The sequence below is a fragment of the Micromonospora sp. B11E3 genome (assembly GCF_039871625.1).
Taxonomy (GTDB): Bacteria; Actinomycetota; Actinomycetes; order Mycobacteriales; family Micromonosporaceae; genus Micromonospora.
Genome location: NZ_JBDPMC010000030.1, coordinates 30,167 through 48,932, shown reverse-complemented (window position 1 = coordinate 48,932; position 18,766 = coordinate 30,167). Strand labels below are relative to the sequence as shown.

Genomic DNA, 18,766 nt, shown 5'->3' with positions numbered 1-18,766 from the left:
CCGGGCGTGTTGGGATGTCCCGGATCTACCGCTTTGCAGCATCTCGGAATTGGCGAAAAAATCAACTCGGCGACAACGTCGTCCGGCCGTTGCGTTGCGGAGGGAGCGACGGGGACCGGGTGAACTGTTTGCACACCGCGCGGATGGCCATCTTGTTACAAATTCTTTGCGGACGTCCGGGCCCTTCCTCTGGTGCCCGAACGCACCGACTCCGACCCGCTGGCCGGCATGAATGTGGTGCGGGGTTGGTACCCGGCGGGAGCGATCCGTGAACTCTGCATGGGTGTCTGTGAATCCGTCATGGATGGGCCGTGAGATTTCACGGCCCCGGCCGGTATGGCCGCACTAGCAGAGGACTCGACCCTGTTGGAACCTGTTTAGGACCGCCGGCCGAAGGGCGTCGCCGTCTGCCGCACATGCCCGGGCGGTCGCGGGATCGTCACCACTCATCCAGGCCATCGTCGAGCGGAGATCACCCATGCAATTCAGGCTCCTCGGCCCCTTCGAGATCAGCACTGACGACGGGCGCCCCTTCCGGCTGCGTTCGCCCAAGGTACGCCAGGTTCTGGCCCTGCTGCTGGCCAAGACCCACGGCGTCGTGCCGGTCGAGGCCCTCATCCGCGAGCTGTGGGGAGATCACCCGCCACGCAGTGCCCTCACCACCCTGCAGACGTATGTCTACCACGCCCGCAAGGCGTTCGTTGCGGAAGCGGTCGGCGCGCCCGGGCGCCAACTGCTGGTCACCTGCCCGCCCGGGTACCGGATGGAGGTCGAGGACCACGAAGTGGACAGCATCATGTTCGAGCAGCTCATCGACCGCAGTCGGCGGGAACTTCGCAACGGCCAAGACGAGGCCGCCGCGCAGCATCTGCGGCAGGCACTCGACATGTGTCACGGGGCCGTGCTGGCCAACATCCCGGCGGGCGATGCCCTCGTCGCGCACATCGTCTACCTGGAGGAACTCCGGCTGCGCGCCACCGAACTGTACATCGAGACCAACATCAGGCTCGGTCGCCACCGGGAACTCATCCCCGAGTTGCGCACCCTCGTCAAGGAGCACCAGCTCAACGAGTGGTTCCACGGTCAGCTCATCACCATCCTAAGCCTGGCCGGCCGACGGGCCGAGGCGCTCAACGCCTATCAGGACCTGCGCGGCATCCTCGACAGCGAGCTCGGGCTGGAGCCGTCGGAGGAGCTCAAGCGCCTTCAGCACGAGGTGCTCACGTCGTCGTCGGTGGACATGTTCCGCCTCGTCGGCGCGCTGCCCTCGGCAGCCGTCGGGCAACGGGCATGAGCCCGCCACGGCGACGTCCGGCGACCGCCGGCGGTCACCACCACCATTGCCCAGTGCCAGCGGTAACAGCAGGGGACGACATGAACAGGCAGCCGACATGGCCGGACCCATCGTGCCGGCCGGCCCAGCCCGCGCGCCGCGCCGCGCGGTGCCTCCGCGGGGGAGGAGAACGGTGACCGCGACGATGCCGGCGTCCGTCCAGGCAGCGACAGCGCCGGAATGGACCGCGTGTCCCCGCTGCCGGGCACTCGTCTACACAAGGCGGCTGGAGCGAAACCTGCTGGTCTGCCCGGAGTGCCAGTACCATGCCAGGCTGACCGCGCCGGAGAGGGTGCGCCAACTGCTCGACCCCGGCTCGGTGGAACCCCTGTCGTTCGCCGTCGACTCCGAGGACCACCTGCGGTTCGTCGACACCCGTCCGTACACCGACCGGCTGTACAGCGCTCGCCTGAGCACCGGACTGGACGAAGGCGTCCTCTGTCTGCGCGGCCGTATCGACGGGCACCCGGTCGTCGCGGCCGTGATGGACTTCCGGTTCCTGGGCGGCAGCCTCGGCGCCGCAGTGGGTGAGATGATCACCCTGGCCGCCGAGACCGCGCTGGCCGACCGCACGCCCCTGCTTCTCGTGACCGCCTCCGGCGGCGCGCGGATGCAGGAAGGCGCTCTCTCCCTCATGCAGATGGCGAAGACCAGCCAGGCGTTGGGCCGACTGGATGAGGAGGGGATCCTCACCGTCTCGTTGGTCACCGACCCGACCTACGGTGGCGTGGCGGCGTCCTTCGCCACGCTGTGCGATGTGATCATCGCCGAGCCCCGGGCCCGTCTCGGCTTCGCGGGGCCCCGGGTCATTCGGCAGACCATCCGGCAGTCGCTGCCGAGCGGATTCCAAGAGGCGGAGTCGTTGCTGGCGAACGGGCTCGTCGACGACGTCGTACCGCGGGCGGCCCTGCGTCCCGCGCTGGCCCGTCTGCTCGCCTTCGCCGCGCCAGTGGTGCCGCACCGTCGCGCGTCCGGGGCCGTGCCCGTGATCCACGACCCGGACCGGCTGACCGACGAGGAGCCGTGGGCGACCGTGCAGCGCGCCCGGGACACGGCGCGGCCTACGACGCTCGACTACATCGGGTACCTGATCGACGGCTTCCAGGAGTTGCGCGGCGACCGCTCCGGTGGGGACTGTCCGGCGATCGTCGGCGGCATCGGCCGCTTCGACGGGCAGCCGGTGGTCGTCATCGGTCACCAGAAGGGACACCAGCCCGCCGACCTGATCGCCAGGAACTTCGGGATGGCAACACCAGCCGGATACCGCAAAGCCGTCCGGCTGATGCGGCTTGCCGCCAAGGTGGGCGTGCCCGTCCTCACCCTCATCGACACCCCCGGTGCCTACCCCGGTGTCGAGGCGGAAGCCGGCGGCCAGGCGGTCGCCATCGCCGAGGCGCTGCGGCTGATGGCGGCTCTGCCGGTACCGATTGTGGCCGCCGTCACCGGTGAGGGTGGCAGCGGCGGCGCGCTCGCCCTCGCGGTGGCGAACCAGGTGCTGATGCTGTCCGGCGCGGTCTACTCGGTCATCAGCCCGGAAGGCTGCGCGGCCATCCTCTGGGACGACCCGGCGGCCGCGCCCAGGGCGGCGTCGGCCCTCGGCCTGCGGGCGTCGGACCTGCTGCGCGCCGGCATCGTGGACGGTGTCGTTCCGGAGCCTGAGGGCGGGGCACAGGCGGACCCGCTCGCGGCCGCCGCCGCCCTGCGCGCGGCGTTCGCCGCCGCCCTCGAAGACCTGCAGCCCCTGCGGCCGGACCAGTTGATCGCGCGACGCCGGAGCCGTTTCCGGCGCCTCGGCGCACCGACGCAGGAGATTGTGATCGTGGAAGGAGCCAACCGGTGAGCGAGCAGACGAGCACGAGCGCACCTGTCGAGCTGGCGGACGCCAGCGGCGCCGAGGCGGCCGTCGAGGCGGTCGCCCGGACCGCTGAGCGCCTCATCTCGGCCGCTCCCGCATCGCTGCGGCGGCTGCGGTTGGAGAGCGGCGCGGCGCGCGTCGAGATGGAATGGAGCGATCCCGCCGTCCTGGATGACGCGCAGCGGTACGCCCAGGAGTCCGCCAGCACGGCCGCTGCCGTGACCGGGGCGGTCGCGGCCGGTGGAATCGCCGCCGCGCAGGCGGCCGATGCCGTCGGGAAGACCCCGCTGCACTACGTCTGCGCGCCGATGGTCGGCACGTTCTACCGGGCTCCCGAACCCGGCGCCGAGCCCTTCGTACGCGAGGGCGACGCCGTCGTCGCCGGCCAGCAGATCGCCATCCTGGAGGCCATGAAGATGATGCTGCCGGTCGAGGCCGACATCGACGGCGAGGTAATGCGTGTGGTCGTCGGCGACTCGACCGGTGTCGAGTATGGCGAGCAGCTGATGGCCATAGCGCCCCGTGCTACCGCAGCGACCAGAGGCGATCGGAGCTGACATGTTCGACACCGTTCTGATCGCCAACCGCGGCGAGATCGCCGTCCGGGTGGCTCGCACCTGCCGGGAGATGGGCATCCGCACGGTGGCCGTCTACGCCACGCCGGACCGGGAGTCGGCCGTGGTCCGCCAGGCCGACCGGGCGGTCCACCTCGGACCGTCGCCGTTGAAGCGCAGTTACCTCAACATACCTGCCGTGATCGAGGCGGCGCGGATCACCGGAGCGCAGGCGATCCATCCCGGATACGGATTCCTCTCCGAAGATCCCGACTTCGCGGAGATCTGCGCGGCCAACGGGATGACGTTCATCGGCCCGCCGCCCTCGGTGATGTCGCGGCTGGGCGACAAGGCGCTGGCGCGGAGCCTGATGGCGCGCGCCGGCCTACCGGTGCTGCCGGGCAGCCCCGAGCCGGTCGAGCACCTGTCCACGGCACAGGAGATCGCGGCCGGCATCGGGTACCCCGTCATCATCAAGGCCGTGGCCGGCGGCGGCGGACGCGGCATGCGCGTGGTCCGCCGCGCGGCCGAGTTCGCCCGCGCCTACCAGGAGGTACGGGCCACGGCGCAGGCGGTGTTCGGGGACGGTCGGGTGTACCTCGAGCGCTACCTGGAGTCTGCCCGGCACGTGGAGGTCCAGGTGCTCTGCGACCGCCACGGCAACGCCGTGCATCTCGGCGACCGTGACTGCTCGGTGCAGCGCCGCCACCAGAAGCTGATCGAGGAGGCTCCCGCGCCCGGTCTGTCCGAAAGCCTGGCGGCGCGGATGGCCGGGGCCGCCGTGACGGGCGCCCTCTCCGTCGGCTACGTCGGGGTGGGCACCTTCGAGTTCCTCGTTGACGGCGAGGACTTCTACCTGATGGAGGTCAACTGCCGGATCCAGGTCGAGCACCCGGTCACCGAGATGGTCACCGGCATCGACCTCGTCCGTCAGCAGCTGCTGGTCGCCGCCGGCGAGCCACTGACGATCGGGCAGTCCGACGTGGTCATCCGCGGCGCGGCGATCGAGTGCCGGGTGAACGCCGAGGACGCCTCGCGTGGGTTCGTGCCGGCTCCGGGGCTGCTGGAGGTCTTCGAACCGCCCGCCGGACCGTTCATCCGGGTGGACACCCACGGATATCCCGGTTACCGCGTGCCGCCCAACTACGACTCGCTGTTGGCCAAGGCCGTGGTGTGGGCGCCGGACCGGCCCCAGGCCATGGCGCGGATGGTCCGTGCGCTCGACGAGTTCCGGATCGCCGGCCCGGGAGTGCGCACCAGCATCGACTTCGTGCGTACCGCCCTCAACGACCCCCGGTTCCGGGCCGCCGAGCACGACACCACGCTGACGGACCGGATCCTGGCCACGGGGGGCTGAGGTCCCGCGGGTCGCCACAACGCGGGTGCCGAGCCGGTCATACTGAGCTCGGCACCCGCGTTGCCGGACGGATGGCTGGTCAGCCCCGCACTCGGGCGATCTCACCGACCAGGCGGGCGCGAGCCAGGTCCGCCACCTCCATCACGTACCGGCCGTAGGCGGACTTCCGCATCGCCTCGCCCAGCCGATGGCACGCGTCGACGTCGATGTATCCCATCCGCAGCGCCACCTCCTCCACGCAGGCGATGCGAATGCCCTGACGGTTCTCGAGGATCTCGATGTACTTCGCCGCTTCCATCAGCGAGTCGTACGTTCCCGTGTCCAGCCATGCTGTTCCGCGGCCCAGGTCCACGAGGGAAGCCTTGCCGCGCCCGAGGTAGTCGAGGTTGACGTCGGTGATCTCGAGTTCCCCCCGCGCCGACGGCCGCAGCCGTCGGGCGATCGAGACGACCTCGTTGTCGTAGAAGTACAGGCCGGTCACCGCGCGGTCGGAACGGGGGATGAGGGGCTTCTCCTCCAGGGAGAGCAGCCGGCCGCTGGCGTCCACCTCGGCGACGCCGTAGCGTTCCGGGTCCTTCACGGGGTATCCGAACAGCACGCACCCGTTGACGGACTTCGCCGTACGCCGCAGCACCTCCGAGAAGGCGGAGCCGTGGAAGATGTTGTCTCCCAGCACCAGCGCGACATGGTCGTCACCGATGTGCTCCGCCCCGATGATGAAGGCTTCGGCGAGCCCACGCGGCTCCGGCTGCTCCGCGTAGGTCAGTCTCAGTCCCAACTGCGACCCGTCGCCGAGGAGCCGGTGGAACTGCGGCAGGTCCGAGGGTGCCGAGACGAGGAGGATGTCGCGGATGCCGGCGAGCATGAGCACCGACAGCGGATAGTAGATCATCGGCTTGTCGTAGACGGGCAGGAGCTGTTTCGAGACGCCGAGGGTGATGGGATGCAACCGGGTCCCGTGCCCGCCGGCGAGAATGATTCCCTTCACGGGACTCCCTCCGAGAAAGCGGCGCTGGCGACGAGGCTCGCCCGTCACCGACGCCGCTCAGGTCATGACAGCGTGCAGGCCGCCGTCGACGTGCAGGATCTCGCCGGTGGTGGAAGGCAGCCAGTCGGAGAGCAGGACCGCGCACGCCTGGGCGGCGGGAACCGGATCCTTGACGTCCCACGCGATCGGCGGCCGGGTGCGCCAGATCTCCTCCAGCCGCGCGGACCCTGGAATCGACCGGGCGGCGAGAGTCTTGATCAGCCCGGCCGCCACCAGGTTGACCCGGATGGACCGGTCACCCAAGTACAGCGCAAGGTAACGGGTCACGGACTCCAGGGCCGCCTTGGACACGCCCATCCAGTCGTAGCCGGGCCAGGCGAGGGCGGCGTCGAAGTCGAGACCGACGACGGATGCGCCCGGACCGAGGAGCGGCAGGCACGCGCTCACGAGCGCCTTGAACGAGTATGCCGAGACCTGCAGCGCGGTCGCGACATCCGTCCAGGGCGTCTCCAGGAAGGCGCCGCCCAGGGCGTTCTGCGGCGCGAAGGCGATCGAGTGCACGATACCGTCGAGCGCACCGAGTTCCTTGCGTACCCGGCCGGCCAGAGCCGTCAGGTCGCCGGTGTCGGTGACGTCGAGCGGCAGAACCGGCGGCGGCTGGGGCAGTCGCTCCGCCATCGCCCTGGTGATCGGCATCGCCCGGCCGAACGACGTCAGGACGATCCGCGCGCCCTCGTTCTGGGCTATCCGGGCGACGTGATACGCGATGGACGACTCCGTCAGCACGCCGGTGATCAACAACCGTTTGCCGTCGAGCAGCCCGGTGCCGCGCCGGCGCTCCGGTGCGGCGGGCGTGACGGCGTCGCTGGCCGGGTGGGGCCGGTGCCGGGCAGTCATGTCCTTCACCTCTCTGCGCGGGTGCCCGGGCGCCGGTGTGCCGCCCGGACCCAGCAAGTCAGGTCAGGGCCGGGCGGTGGACGCGGACAGTACGAGATCGTGCAGGTCGCGGGCGGTGATCGCGGTGTCGACGTCCTCGGTCTCCAGGTGCACCCCGTACTGCTTCTCAAGAGCCAGCGAGACCTCGATGAGCGACAACGAGTCGATGTCCACTTCGCTCAGCACGGTGTCCGGCTGGATCCGCCGAGGCGGGAGGCCCAGCTTGTCCTCCACGATCGCGGCCAACTGTTCGAAGGTGGGCGGCGTCACATCGGTCATGTCCTGGCTTCTCCTGTTCTGGTCGTTCGACCGGCGTCGGAGCCGGTCTCACACGGTTTTGAGCGCGGGCCACGTGAGCGTGGTCGCGCCCCAGGTCGCGCCGCCGCCGAAGGCGGTGAGCGCCACCCGTGCTCCGGGTGCCAGTTCGCCCGTCGACTGCGCGTAGGCAAGGGCGAGCGGGATCGACGCCGCCGCCGTGTTGCCGATCTGGTCGAGATGGATCACGAGGCGTTCCCGGGGGATGTCCAGGTACTCGCCCAGGGCGTGCAGGATGCGGACGTTTGCCTGGTGGCCGATCAACCGGTCCAGGTCGGCCGCGTGCCAGCCGGCGCCCGCCAACGCCGCCCGGGTCGCCTCAGCCATGCGGGTGACGGCGTGGGCGAAGACCTCCTTTCCCCACATCGAGAAGTAGCGGTCCGCGGGGAGGGCGGGCGCACCGGACGAGCGTTGCTCGGAGCCCCCCGCCCGGACGGTGATGAGGTCGGCCAGCGAGCCGTCGCTGCCGAGCTCGCTGCGCCCGACGGCGCCGTCCTCGCTCCTGTGACCGGCGCGTAGGACCACCGCGCCGGCACCGTCGCCGAAGATCACGGAACTGGAACGGTCCGCGGGGTCGAGGATGGTGCTGTACACCTCGGAGCCGACGACGAGGACCGTCTCGACGGCTCCGGATGTGATCATGCCGGCGCCCGTGGCGAGGGCGTAGAGGAACCCGGTGCACACCGCCGACACGTCGAACGCCGGGCGCCCGGTGAGCCCGAGCCGCGTCGCGACCACCGGGGCGGTCGCCGGGCACGGCCGGTCGGGGGTGGTGGTGGCCAGCACCACCATGTCGACGTCGTGGACCCCGGCCGATTCCAGGGCCCGGGCACCCGCCTCCGCGGCCAGGTGAGAGGTCGGCATCCCGGGAGAGGCCACGTGCCGGGCACGGATACCGGTACGGGTACGTATCCACTCGTCGGAGGTGTCCAGGCGGCGGGCGAGGTCGTCGTTGGTCACGACGGTCGGCGGCAACCAGGCGCCGAGACCGCACACGACCGCCGCCCGGGCGTCGGTACCGGCTCGCTCTGTGGGTCGCATGGGGCCGAGCGTGCGCGGGCCGCCTAAAGCGCTGCTCGACGGTACCTCGAGCCCTCGCGGTGCCGATCGAGCATTCCTTGAGCGCCCGCGACGACCCTTGGATGCCGTGCCACCCGGCCGAGACGTGGCGGCGGTGGCTTCCATCCGGCGCGACAGGGGCGGCTATGAAGATCCTCAGCTTCGCATTGTCCACGGTGGCATACGGGGACACGCTCATCGGGGTAGGGCTCACCGACCAGCTGCGCGCGGCCGGCGCCGACTGTCACTACGTCATCTCGCGTACGGCGGAGGCACTGGTCCGCCACCACGGCTACTCCTACACCGTGATGGAGCCCGGCGAAACTCGGGACGTGCGAGCCGTCGTCGACGCCGTGGTCCGCGAGACGAGGCCGGACACGATCGTGCTCGCCGACTACCTCAACTACTGGGGAACCCTCGTCCGAAGGTTCGACGTCGACCCCTGGTTCATCGACGTCTACCAGAAACCGGTGCTGCCGATCGACATCTGGGAGTGGGAGGACACTTCGTTCCGCTTCGACGTCCTGGGCCGCGAGTACGAGCGTGAGGTGAGCCGGCGCATCCTCGCCATGCCGGCGCAGTTGCGTCCCGTCCCGGTGTGCCATCTCGGCAGCGGGACGACCGGCCGGGGCTTCCCCTACCGCCTGCTGACGCCGGAACGCCGGTTGACAGCGGCCGAACGTACCCGCGTCCGCTCCGAGCTGGGGCTCGGCCCGCAGGATCGGCTGATGATGATCCCGGTGTCGTCGTGGCAGCAGCCGGGCCCGGACGACCCCGGCACGACGGAGATGATCCGCCGGGTCGCGCAGCGCGTACCCGGCCTGCTGGCCGGGTACCTGGGCCGGCTTCCGGCCACGACGCACTTCCTCTTCGTCGGCTACGTCCCGCCGGCGTTCCGCGCCCTGCCGGCCGAGCAGGTGCATGTTCTGCCGCTGTGCCCGCCGGAGCGCTATCACGCGCTGATGGTGTCCGCGGACGCGGTGCTGTCGCTGACCGCCAACGGCACCACGATGCTACGGGCGATGCTGATGGACGTTCCGGCCGTCCTCCTGACCAACCGGTTCCACGTGCCGGACGCGTCGGCCGTCGCGGCCGTCGACAGCGAGCTGGGGGGCCTGAGCGCACGGACGCGGGAATGGTTGACCGGCACGGTGCCGATCCAGCCCTTCCGCATGTGGCCCAAGGGCTTGTACACGTTCATGTCCGCCCTGCTGAAGGACAACGCCTACCTCGAGGCCATCGCGCAGTACGAGCTGCTCGACGAGGAAGCGGTGGTGCGCGGCATCGAGGGGGTGCTGTACGAACCAGCCACCCGCGACGCGCTGGCGGCCGGCCGCGCCCGCTACCTCGCCTCGGTCGACGCGCTGCCACCGACCCCCGAGGTGTTCACGGCGGCTGCGCGGCGGGCCGGACTGTCCGGAGCGACCCTGTGAAGGAGATGCCATGAAGACGCTGCGGATCGGTTGTCACGGACACGGCTGGTGGGCGCAGCGCTACCTACTGCCCCCGCTACGGGACATGGTCGGCGTGGAGGTCGCCGCGTTGTGCGGCAGGGATGCCGCCAGGGCGGCCACGGCCGCTGCGGCGAGCGGGATACCGCGGTCCTTCGCCGACCTGGAGACCATGCTCGACTCCGTCGACCTCGACGCGCTCGTCATCGCGTCGCCGCCGTCGAGTCACCTGGCGGCGGTCACCGCCGCGGCCGATCGCGGCCTCGACATCTTCTGCGAGAAGCCCCTGGCTCGTGACGGCGGGGAAACCGAGCGGATGGTACACGCCTGCCGGAACGTACGGACGGTGGTCGGTTTCACGCAACGCTGGCACCCCGCCGTGGCGACCCTGCGCCGGATACTCGCCGAGGGCGAGATCGGCGAGGTCCGTCACCTGCGCTACGTCACCAGGGCTGCGCTCTCGGGGGATCCCGGTGCGCCGTGGACCTGGCGTTACGACGACGCCGAGTATGCCTACGGGGTGCTCAGCGACCTCGGCCCGCACGCGGTGGACATCGTCCGGTGGCTGGGCGGGGAGATCGCGTCGGTCGCTGCCACCGCAGTCACCGTCGTGGCGGAGCGGCCGGACGGCGACGGGATCCCGCGGCCGGTCCGCAACTGGGACGACTGCACCGTCGACCTGCTGCTCGAGACCGGTGTCTCCGCCTCCCTCGTGCTCAGCCGCGTCCTGCCGCCGAGCCCCTACCGGCGCTTCCACCACGAGCTCGACGTCATCGGCAGCGCGGGCGCGGTCACCTTCACCTCGGATCGTCCGACCGAGGTCGTCCTCACCCGCGCCGGTCGTGAGCCGGTCGTGATTTCCGCGGACGGTGTCGAGGCCGGCGAGGTGACTCCGGGTTCCTTCGAGGAGCTGATGCTGGTGCACAGCTTTGGCTCGGCCCGGCAGGCCGCGGACATGGTCGCGGTGTTCCGGGGCACCGGCACCGGACACCCCACGATCTCGGACGGTCACCGGGGCCAGTTGGTCCTCGACGCCGCCGCCCGTTCGGCCCGCGCCGGTGGCGGTCGGCTCGCCTGCCCTCCGCCGCAGCGGTAGCAGGTCGGCTCTCATCGATCCAGACACGGAGGTTGCAATGCCCGAGACCGTCGTACCGGTCAGCCGCGAGCGGTTGCTCAGCATGATGACGGCGTACAAGTCGACGTACCTGCTGCGGGCCGCGCTCGAGCTGAAGGTCTTCGACAGCCTGGCGAAGGGGCCGGCCGACCCCGACGACGTGGCCGCGATGCTGCGCACGAACCCCCGGGGGACCCGGATGCTGCTGCGTGCGCTGGCCGCGGCCGGGCTGCTCAGGGCGGAGGGAGAACAGTTCAGCCTCGTCGACGGCGCCGAGGAGCTGTTGGTCAGCACAAGCCCCCAGTACTGCGGCGGCATCATCCAGGTCGCCGCCGGCGACGCGGAGTGGGACACCATGCGCGACCTCGCCGGGGCCGTGCGCCACGGCGGGACCCTGCTCGAGACCGACGCCGAGTCCCCCGGCTACCCGTACTGGGTCGACTTCGCCACCCATCTCACCTTCGCCGTCCGGCCGAGCGCCGAGTTCGTCGCCGAGCAGATCCTTCCGTGGGCCGCGAGCCGCGAGTCCCTCGACGTCCTCGACATCGGTTGCGGGCACGGCCTGCTCGGCTTCACCCTCGCCAAGGGCGACCCGCGTGCCACCGTGACGTGTCTCGACTGGCCGGAGGTGCTCGCCGTGGCCGAGACGTACGCGGACCAGCTCGGCGTCGCCGACCGGGTTCGGTACCTGCCCGGGAACGCGTTCGACGTGCTGCCGGACGCCCAGTACGACGTGATCCTCTTGGGCAACTTCCTCTTCCAGTTCTCCGCCCGTCGCTGCGCCGAACTCGTCCGCCGGCTTGCGGCCCGGCTGCGGCCCGGCGGACGGTTGGTCATCGTCAGCTTCACCACCGGGGACCAGCCGCCGGAGCGCGAGTTCCACGCCGCGATGCTCAACCTGCTCATGCTGGCCTGGACGTCCACGGGCGAGCTGCACTCGACGACCGTCTACCGCAACATGCTCGCCGGCGCCGGTCTCACCGGGCTGGAGACGCACGACAGGCCGGGGCTGCCGCTGCGCTACATCGCCGGTCACCGGGCATGACCATCGAGAAGGGATACGGCATGACCAAGCAGACCGGCACCACCGACGAGATGCTCACCGCCGAGGTGGTGATCGCGGGCGGCGGGCCGGTGGGCCTCATGCTCGCCAGCGAGTTGGGCCTGGCCGGGGTCGGCGTGGTGGTGCTTGAGCGCGCCGACCGGCGGCCGACCGACGCGCGGGCCTGGGGGCTGCACGCCCGCACGGCCGAGACGCTCGACCGTCGAGGGCTGCTCGTGCCGCTGCTGCATCCGAAGGCGCCCTGGCCGAAGATGCCGTTCGCGGGCATGTGGCCGCTGCTGCAACTCGACCGTATCGACGCGGACCATCCGTATTTGCTCAACGTCCCGCAGACCCGGGTGGAGGAGGTGCTGGAGGCCAGAGCGCGGGAGTTGGGCGTCGTCGTCGCGTACCAGCACGAGGTCGTCGGCGTGCGCCAGGAGGCGGACACGGTGACGGTGCAGGTCGCCACGCCAGACGGCATGCGGCTGGTCCGCGGCGCCTACCTCGTCGGCTGCGACGGCGGGCGGAGCACGGTCCGCAAGGCCACGGGCATCTCCTTCGAGGGTACGGACGCCAGTGTCGGCGGCATGCTGTGCGACTGCGTTCTGCCGTCGATGGGACAGGAGCGGCGCGGCATCACCCGTACCGAGGTCGGGACCGTCAACATCAATCCCCGCCCCAACGGCGTGGTCAGGATCGTCACCACCGAGTTCGGCCGGCCGCACCCCGACCGGGACGCGCCGGTGACGTTCGACGAGTTCCGGGGCGCGGTACGTCGCATCCTCGGGCGGGACCTGGACATCGTCGATCCGACCCTGATGACCCGGTTCGGCGACGCCACCCGGCTGGCGAGTCGCTACCGGGACGGTCGGGTTTTCCTGGCCGGCGACGCCGCCCACGTGCACTTCCCGTACGGCGGTCTCGGGCTGAATTTGGGCCTGCAGGACGCGGCGAACCTCGGCTGGAAACTGGCCGGCGCACTGCGGGGCTGGGCCCCGGGCGAACTGCTCGACACCTATGGCACCGAGCGGCGGCCGGCGGCCGAGGCGGTGTTGGACTACAGCCGGACCCAGCTCGCGCTGCTCGACCCGCACCGCAACGTCACCGCACTGCGATCCCTGTTCGGCAAGCTCCTGGAGTTCCCGGACGTGAACCGTTACCTGGCGGAGTTGGCGAGCGGAGCAGGCGCCCGGTACGACTTCGGCGACGAGGACGCCCATCCGCTGACCGGCTCGTTCGCGCGCAACGTCGCGGTGAAGACCTCCGACGGGGGCACGAGCCTGGTGTCGCTGCTGCACAGCGGTGCGGGCGTCCTGCTCGACTTCACCGCGGGCGTCGCGGATGTCGCCTCCCCATGGTCGGAGCGAGTTCGCGTCGTGCGGGCCGACTGCGACGACGCCCCCGCCGCCGGCCTGCTGGTCCGACCCGACGGGTACGTCGCCTGGGCCGTGTCGGCCGCACCGGCGGACCCGCGAGGGTTGCGGCAGGCGCTGGCCCGGTGGTTCGGTGCCGCCTGAGCACCGCACCACGGCGGCGGGGGCCGGAATCCGGCCACCGCCGCCGTGGCCCCGAGGGCGGCCGGGTCAGCCGCTCGACGCGAGGCGAGTCGCGCGCATGTCCTCGTAGTGCCGAAGGCACTCGTCGTAGCGCGGGAGCAGCCGGGCTCGGCGGGCTTCCCGCAGCGAGGGCGCTCCGGCATCTTTGGCGGACAGGATCGGCTCGACGTCGGAGGGCCAGCCGATGCCGAGGTCCGGGTCGAGTGGATCGACCGCGATCTCCGGCGCCTGGCCGTACCGGGTCGAGCACAGGTACACCACCGCGCTGGAGTCGGTGAGGCCCATCAGGGCGTGTCCGAGTCCCTCGGCCAGGTACACGCCCCGGCGTTCCCGGTCGTCGAGGACCACCGCCTCCCAGTGGCCGAAGGTCGGTGAGCCGACCCGTACGTCCACGATCACGTCGAGCACCGCACCGTCGACGCACGTCACGTACTTCGCCTGACCGGGAGGGGTGGACATGAGATGGACGCCGCGGATCGCCCCCTTTTTGGTCACCACGCAGTTGGCCTGACTCACGTCCATCCGGTGCCCGGTTTGCTGGGCGAGCCAGTCCGCGCGGAACCACTCGAGGAACGTGCCGCGGTCATCGCCGAACAGATGGGGGGTGTAGACCGCCGCGCCCGCGATGAGCAGGCCACCCGGTGGGCGGGTGGGCGGGAAGCCGGTCACTGCTGGGCCGCCCGTTCCTCCCTGAGCAGATCCGCCACCGGGCTGCCTTCGGTGTTGCGACCCTTCTCGATCACGACGAGGTTGTGGTACAGGTGCAGCCCGGTGATCTGCGTGTCGGTAGGCAGGGGCTCGCGCGCCTCGGGACGCAGCAGCTCCTCGTGGTGCAGGCCGTCGACGAGCGTCTTCAGGAATCCCACCGTGTACCGCGGGTCGTCGAGGTTTTCGTCGTTGCCGTGGAACACCTCCGGCCAGTACGAGGTGTGCAGGTCCTCGATCACGTACAGCCCCTCGGGGCGCAGGTGCGGGAAGAGCGCCCGGAAGCTGATGAGAACGTCACGGCTGACGTGGCTGCCGTCGTCGATGACAATGTCGAACGGGCCGTGACGTCGGGCGAACTCCTCCAACTGCTCCGTCTTGGACTGGTCGCCGCGAACCGTGACCACTCGCGGCGCGTCGAGCGGTCGTTTGTCGACGATGTCCAACCCGTAGATCACCGCCCGCGGGAAGTAGTGCCGCCACATGCGCAGTGAGGCACCCCCCTGCTCGGGGTCGTGGTAACCGCCGATGCCGATCTCGAGGATTGTCAGCCGGCGGTCCCGGAGAGGGCCGAAGTGACGCTGGTAGTGCCGCGGGTACTGGTGCAACGCCCCCCACTTGTCCGTGCCGCAGCGGACTGCGAGCTCGGTGAGGTCGACGGGGTCCCGGCGATCCAGGGCGCGGACGATCCGCTGTACCGTCGCATAGAAGATCGCCGGCAGGGCCAGCCGTTCCGGTGACGGCACGACGACCTCGTGCCCGGGCCACTGGATCGTGCGGGTTGCCGCCGACGTGAGTTCGGCGGGCCCGAACAGGGCCACGGCGACCTCGCTGAGTTCCTGCCGCACGACCGGCGCCGGCAATTCGTCGGCCGCCGGCGCGTACCGCGCCACCTCGCCGTACACCTCGGTGCCCTTCGGTCGGACGGTGATCAACGCGCGTAGGAGATTGCCGCGGTGTGCCAGGTCCAGGATGACGGAGGCCGTTTCGCCGGCCGGCGAGGCGAGGTCGTCCAGCTCGGCACGGAACACGATCTCGTCCAGGAGCACGCGCGCGGTCAGCTCGGCGCCGAGAGCGTCGATCACCCGGCTGACGTCGTTGTCGCGGGTCGACGTGGCCGCCAGCAGCCGTTTGACGGCGTCCGTCGCGACATCCGCGGCGAGCGGCTGGTCGGCCCATCCCGTCCTGACAGTCATGGATCACTCCTTCGGTTGGACGTGTGTCCGGTCGCGAGCGCCGCCGGTGGCGGCCTCCGTCGCGTCTGCTGCCCGCAGCACCTGCGGAAAAGCGGCGTGCAGGGCCGTCCGCCAGTGCCGCAGCGGCGGCAGCCCCACCGCCCGCCAGCGACCGTGGCCCAGCACGCTGAAGGCGGGGCGGGCGACGGTCTCGCCGCGTTCCGCGCTGGTTGTGGAGCGGATTCGGGCGGGGTCGGCTCCCAGCAGCGCGAACACCTCGCGGGCCAGCTCGTACCAGGTGGCCGAGCCGGAGTTGGTGGCGTGGTAGATGCCGGCGGGCACGCCCAGGCGCAGCATGTCGAGGATCCGCTCGGTGACGTCGCCTGCCCAGGTCGGCTGGCCGCGTTGATCGTCCACCACGGCCGTCGACTCCTGTTCGCGTTCGAGTCGAATCATCGTGCGGACGAAGCTCCGGCCCGTGGTGCCGTACAGCCACGAGGTGCGCAGCACGTACCCCGTGTCCGGCAGCGCCTCCCGTACCGCCCGCTCACCCACCACCTTCGTACGGCCGTAGGCGTTGCCCGGGTCCGGGGGCGCGTCCTCCGGGTACGGCAGGCTCGCCCGGCCGCCGAAGACGTAGTCGGTCGAGATGTGCACGAGCCGGGATCCGGTGCCCGCGCAGATTTCGGCGAGATTCCGGACGCCGGCGGCGTTGACGGCCATGGCCAGTTCCTGGTCCGCCTCGCACCGCTCGATCGACGTCACCGCGGCGCAGTTGACGACGACGTCCGGCGCGACGGCCGACACCGCGGCCGCCACGGCGACACGGTCACGGATGTCCAGGTGCTCGCGGTCGAGGCCGTACGCCTCGTGACCGTGATGGTTCAACCGGTGAGTCAGCTCCCGGCCCAGCAGCCCTCCGGCGCCGGTGATCAGCCAGCGGCTCATGGTCGCAGGCTAGGAACGGCCGCTCGAACGCCCCTCGACGCGGCGCCAGCACCGGCGCCGCCCGGCGTACCGGCGCCCTCCATCACCGGTCGAGTGCCGGTTGAGGGGCCACGTCAATGGTGGGTGCACTGTGCCGGAGGACGCCCGCGGCAGCGCGGTCGACGCCATCGGCGAACCCGCCACGGAGATGATCAGCATGAGAGTACTGACCTTCGCGCTGTCCGACGCAGCGTACGGCGAAACCCTGATCGGCACCGGACTCACCCGGCAGCTTCGCTCCGCCGGGATGGAGTGCGAGTTCGTCGTCTCGCCCGCCGGCCAGCAGACCGCCCACCACCACGGATTCCGTCACACCGTCGCCGATCCGGTGCAGGGCAGGAATATCCGGAGCGTCATCGACGGGGTCGTGCGTGAGGCACGACCGGACGTCATCGTCCTCGCCGACTACCTGACCTACTGGAGCACACTGTCGCGCCGGTTCGACCTCAATCCCTGGTTCTTGGACGACTACCAGGTGCCGGTGCTGCCGGTCGACCTGTGGGACTGGGAGAAGACCTCCTTCCAGTTCGACGTCTGCGGGCTGCCCGCCGAGCGCGCGGTCAGCCGCCGGATCCTCGACATGCCGGCACACCTGCGCCCCGTGCCGGTCGGTCAGTTCGACGCCGGTGACTCCGGTCGTGGGTTCCCGTACCGGATTCTGCCCGCGGAGGTCCGCCTGAGCGCAGCGGAGCGGGCCATGGTGCGTGAGGATCTCGGGCTGTCCGGTGATGACCGGCTGGTGATGGTGCCGGTGTCGTCCTGGCAGCAGCCGGATCCGGACGAGCGCGGGCTGCCGGACATGATCCACCGTCTCGCCGAGCGGGTTCCCGCGCTCCTTGCGGGTCACCTACGGCGCCTGCCCGAGCGGACTCACTTCCTTTTCGTCGGTGTCATGCCGGCAGCGTTCCGGGCTCTCCCGGCCGAGCGCGTGCACTTCGTGCCGACGTGTCCGCCGGAGCGGTACCACGCTCTGCTCAGCGCGTCCGACGTGGTTCTGTCGCTGGCCGTCAACAGTCTGACGGCGATCAGGGCGACCCTGATGGACATTCCCGCCATCCTGCTCGCCAACCGGTTCGACGTGCCGGACGCGGACGCGGCCGCCGCCGTCCTGCGGCAGTGGCCGGATCCGGACGCGCGGGTCGCGGAGTGGCTCGCGGAGACCCTGCCGATCGAGCCGTTCCGTCTGTGGCCAAAGGGATTCCACTCCTTCCTGGAACCGATGTTGGCCGGCAACCCGTACCTCGACGCGGTCGTGCAGCGCGAGGTGCTCGACGGGGGCGGGATCGTCGACGACCTGACGGGGCTGCTCTACGACCCGGGCGCCCAGCGGCGGCTGGCGGATCGGCGTGCGCGTTATCTGGCGGCCGTGGACGCGCTGCCGCCTACCGCCGAGGTGTTCACCGCGGCGGTGCGGCGGGCCGGCCTCGGGAGCACCACGGTGTCCGTCTCCTGAGCCTGCGTGCGGGCGCGGCCCGCCCCGTCCGGCGGGCCGCCGGAACGGCCGTTCACGGCCCACGACGCGCCACTGCTCACCGCCGCGTGCCGACCAGTACGTGGCCATCGACGAAGGGGAAGGACAGCCCGTGTCCGAAGGCGTGGATCTATACCTGGACCTCATGAAGCGTGTCCTGGTCAACTCCGTCTATCAGGACGCCGCCGAGTCGACGTCCTGGCTGACGGATACCGCGTACGACGCCGAGCGGCGCGCGGCCGGCCAGGACTGGCCGACCGTGGCGCACACGATGGTGGGAACGAACCGGCTGGACAACGTCCAGGAGTGCGTGGAGACCGTTCTCGCCGAGAAGGTCCCGGGCGACCTGGTGGAGACCGGGGTGTGGCGTGGCGGTGTCTGCATCCTCATGCGCGCCATCTTGAAGGCGCACGGGGTCACCGACCGCACGGTGTGGGCGGCCGACTCCTTCGCCGGCATTCCCGACGCCGGCGGCGTCGGCCACCCGCTGGATCAGAAACTCGGCCTGCACCGGTTCAACGACGTCCTGTCGGTTTCCTTGGAGGACGTACGGGAGAACTTCCGCCGATACGGGCTGCTGGACGACCAGGTCAGGTTCCTGTGCGGTTGGTTCGCCGACACGCTGCCCTCCGCACCGGTCGACCGGATCGCCGTGCTGCGCCTCGACGGTGATCTCTACGACTCCACCATGGACGCCCTGACGAGCCTGTATCCGCGGCTGTCGCCCGGTGGTTACCTCATCGTGGACGACTACGACATCACGGCCTGCCGGCAGGCCGTGCACGACTACCGGCGCGAACACGGCGTGGACGACGCTGTGAAGAGCATCGACAACAACGCGGTGTTCTGGCGCCGGACGTGACCA

17 protein-coding genes are annotated in these 18,766 nt (G+C 70.7%); 10 read left to right on the top strand and 7 right to left on the bottom strand.

The window, feature by feature from the left end; all coding sequences use genetic code 11:
- Positions 1-478 precede the first annotated feature (478 nt).
- From ABGB16_RS17000 to ABGB16_RS16985, 4 genes are all read left to right on the top strand, one after another.
- Complete coding sequence (locus ABGB16_RS17000; protein WP_347669034.1) at positions 479-1,294, top strand: AfsR/SARP family transcriptional regulator; 816 nt, start codon at positions 479-481, stop codon at positions 1,292-1,294.
- 184 nt (positions 1,295-1,478) lie between these two features.
- Complete coding sequence (locus ABGB16_RS16995) at positions 1,479-3,173, top strand: acetyl-CoA carboxylase carboxyltransferase subunit alpha (RefSeq protein ID WP_347669064.1); 1,695 nt, start codon at positions 1,479-1,481, stop codon at positions 3,171-3,173.
- Positions 3,170-3,745 (top strand): biotin/lipoyl-containing protein, encoded by a 576-nt coding sequence (locus tag ABGB16_RS16990; protein ID WP_347669033.1) that lies wholly within the window; start codon positions 3,170-3,172, stop codon positions 3,743-3,745. Before ABGB16_RS16995 ends, ABGB16_RS16990 begins: the two co-directional genes overlap by 4 nt.
- A 1-nt stretch (position 3,746) precedes the next feature.
- Positions 3,747-5,099, top strand: coding sequence for an acetyl-CoA carboxylase biotin carboxylase subunit (locus ABGB16_RS16985; RefSeq protein WP_347669032.1), 1,353 nt, complete (start codon positions 3,747-3,749; stop codon positions 5,097-5,099).
- Between the two features lie 79 nt (positions 5,100-5,178).
- Here ABGB16_RS16985 and rfbA read toward each other — a convergent pair whose 3' ends face one another.
- The 4 genes from rfbA to ABGB16_RS16965 form a co-directional block, all read right to left on the bottom strand.
- Positions 5,179-6,087, bottom strand: a complete 909-nt coding sequence (gene rfbA / locus ABGB16_RS16980; protein ID WP_347669031.1) for a glucose-1-phosphate thymidylyltransferase RfbA — start codon at positions 6,085-6,087, stop codon at positions 5,179-5,181.
- A gap of 57 nt (positions 6,088-6,144) precedes the next feature.
- Complete coding sequence (gene fabI, locus ABGB16_RS16975; RefSeq protein WP_347669030.1) at positions 6,145-6,984, bottom strand: enoyl-ACP reductase FabI; 840 nt, start codon at positions 6,982-6,984, stop codon at positions 6,145-6,147.
- 63 nt (positions 6,985-7,047) lie between these two features.
- The gene (locus ABGB16_RS16970; RefSeq protein ID WP_347669029.1) at positions 7,048-7,302 is read right to left on the bottom strand and encodes an acyl carrier protein; all 255 of its coding nucleotides are present in this window, start codon (positions 7,300-7,302) and stop codon (positions 7,048-7,050) included.
- Between the two features lie 48 nt (positions 7,303-7,350).
- Positions 7,351-8,379, bottom strand: a complete 1,029-nt coding sequence (locus ABGB16_RS16965; RefSeq protein WP_347669028.1) for a beta-ketoacyl-ACP synthase III — start codon at positions 8,377-8,379, stop codon at positions 7,351-7,353.
- Between the two features lie 164 nt (positions 8,380-8,543).
- Here ABGB16_RS16965 and ABGB16_RS16960 point away from each other — a divergent pair, with 164 nt between their 5' ends.
- Genes ABGB16_RS16960 through ABGB16_RS16945 form a run of 4 tightly spaced genes read left to right on the top strand, consistent with a single transcriptional unit; the run spans position 8,544 to position 13,524 of the window.
- Positions 8,544-9,830 carry a DUF6365 family protein gene (locus ABGB16_RS16960; protein WP_347669027.1) on the top strand — a complete coding sequence of 429 codons (1,287 nt, stop codon included), beginning with the start codon at positions 8,544-8,546 and terminating at the stop codon, positions 9,828-9,830.
- Positions 9,831-9,840: 10 nt separating this feature from the next.
- A complete protein-coding gene (locus ABGB16_RS16955; protein WP_347669026.1) occupies positions 9,841-10,944 on the top strand; it encodes a Gfo/Idh/MocA family oxidoreductase in 1,104 nt (367 codons plus the stop codon).
- A 37-nt stretch (positions 10,945-10,981) separates the two neighbouring features.
- Complete coding sequence (locus ABGB16_RS16950) at positions 10,982-12,007, top strand: class I SAM-dependent methyltransferase (protein WP_347669025.1); 1,026 nt, start codon at positions 10,982-10,984, stop codon at positions 12,005-12,007.
- Positions 12,008-12,027: 20 nt separating this feature from the next.
- Positions 12,028-13,524: an FAD-dependent monooxygenase gene (locus tag ABGB16_RS16945; RefSeq protein WP_347669024.1), complete on the top strand. Its 1,497-nt coding sequence runs from the start codon at positions 12,028-12,030 to the stop codon at positions 13,522-13,524.
- Positions 13,525-13,590: 66 nt separating this feature from the next.
- Here ABGB16_RS16945 and rfbC read toward each other — a convergent pair whose 3' ends face one another.
- The 3 genes from rfbC to rfbD are packed head-to-tail and all read right to left on the bottom strand — an operon-like array spanning position 13,591 to position 16,391.
- Positions 13,591-14,232 (bottom strand): dTDP-4-dehydrorhamnose 3,5-epimerase, encoded by a 642-nt coding sequence (gene rfbC, locus ABGB16_RS16940; RefSeq protein ID WP_347669023.1) that lies wholly within the window; start codon positions 14,230-14,232, stop codon positions 13,591-13,593.
- Positions 14,229-15,464: a class I SAM-dependent methyltransferase gene (locus ABGB16_RS16935; protein WP_347669022.1), complete on the bottom strand. Its 1,236-nt coding sequence runs from the start codon at positions 15,462-15,464 to the stop codon at positions 14,229-14,231. Before ABGB16_RS16935 ends, rfbC begins: the two co-directional genes overlap by 4 nt.
- A 3-nt stretch (positions 15,465-15,467) precedes the next feature.
- Positions 15,468-16,391 (bottom strand): dTDP-4-dehydrorhamnose reductase, encoded by a 924-nt coding sequence (rfbD, locus tag ABGB16_RS16930; protein WP_347669021.1) that lies wholly within the window; start codon positions 16,389-16,391, stop codon positions 15,468-15,470.
- Between the two features lie 130 nt (positions 16,392-16,521).
- Between rfbD and ABGB16_RS16925 the strand changes: the two genes are divergently transcribed.
- Both ABGB16_RS16925 and ABGB16_RS16920 read left to right on the top strand, forming a co-directional pair.
- Positions 16,522-17,883, top strand: a complete 1,362-nt coding sequence (locus ABGB16_RS16925) for a DUF6365 family protein (RefSeq protein WP_347669020.1) — start codon at positions 16,522-16,524, stop codon at positions 17,881-17,883.
- A 100-nt stretch (positions 17,884-17,983) separates the two neighbouring features.
- A complete protein-coding gene (locus ABGB16_RS16920; protein WP_347669019.1) occupies positions 17,984-18,763 on the top strand; it encodes a TylF/MycF family methyltransferase in 780 nt (259 codons plus the stop codon).
- Positions 18,764-18,766 lie beyond the last annotated feature (3 nt).

Bases quoted from the DNA above. Each gene is read 5' to 3' on its own strand.
- ABGB16_RS17000 (WP_347669034.1), top strand. From the start codon at position 479: ATGCAATTCAGGCTCCTCGGCCCCTTCGAGATCAGCACTGACGACGGG.
- ABGB16_RS16995 (WP_347669064.1), top strand. From the start codon at position 1,479: ATGCCGGCGTCCGTCCAGGCAGCGACAGCGCCGGAATGGACCGCGTGT.
- ABGB16_RS16985 (WP_347669032.1), top strand. From the start codon at position 3,747: ATGTTCGACACCGTTCTGATCGCCAACCGCGGCGAGATCGCCGTCCGG.
- fabI (WP_347669030.1), bottom strand. From the start codon at position 6,984: ATGACTGCCCGGCACCGGCCCCACCCGGCCAGCGACGCCGTCACGCCC.
- ABGB16_RS16970 (WP_347669029.1), bottom strand. From the start codon at position 7,302: ATGACCGATGTGACGCCGCCCACCTTCGAACAGTTGGCCGCGATCGTG.
- ABGB16_RS16965 (WP_347669028.1), bottom strand. From the start codon at position 8,379: ATGCGACCCACAGAGCGAGCCGGTACCGACGCCCGGGCGGCGGTCGTG.
- ABGB16_RS16960 (WP_347669027.1), top strand. From the start codon at position 8,544: ATGAAGATCCTCAGCTTCGCATTGTCCACGGTGGCATACGGGGACACG.
- ABGB16_RS16955 (WP_347669026.1), top strand. From the start codon at position 9,841: ATGAAGACGCTGCGGATCGGTTGTCACGGACACGGCTGGTGGGCGCAG.
- ABGB16_RS16950 (WP_347669025.1), top strand. From the start codon at position 10,982: ATGCCCGAGACCGTCGTACCGGTCAGCCGCGAGCGGTTGCTCAGCATG.
- ABGB16_RS16945 (WP_347669024.1), top strand. From the start codon at position 12,028: ATGACCAAGCAGACCGGCACCACCGACGAGATGCTCACCGCCGAGGTG.
- ABGB16_RS16935 (WP_347669022.1), bottom strand. From the start codon at position 15,464: ATGACTGTCAGGACGGGATGGGCCGACCAGCCGCTCGCCGCGGATGTC.
- rfbD (WP_347669021.1), bottom strand. From the start codon at position 16,391: ATGAGCCGCTGGCTGATCACCGGCGCCGGAGGGCTGCTGGGCCGGGAG.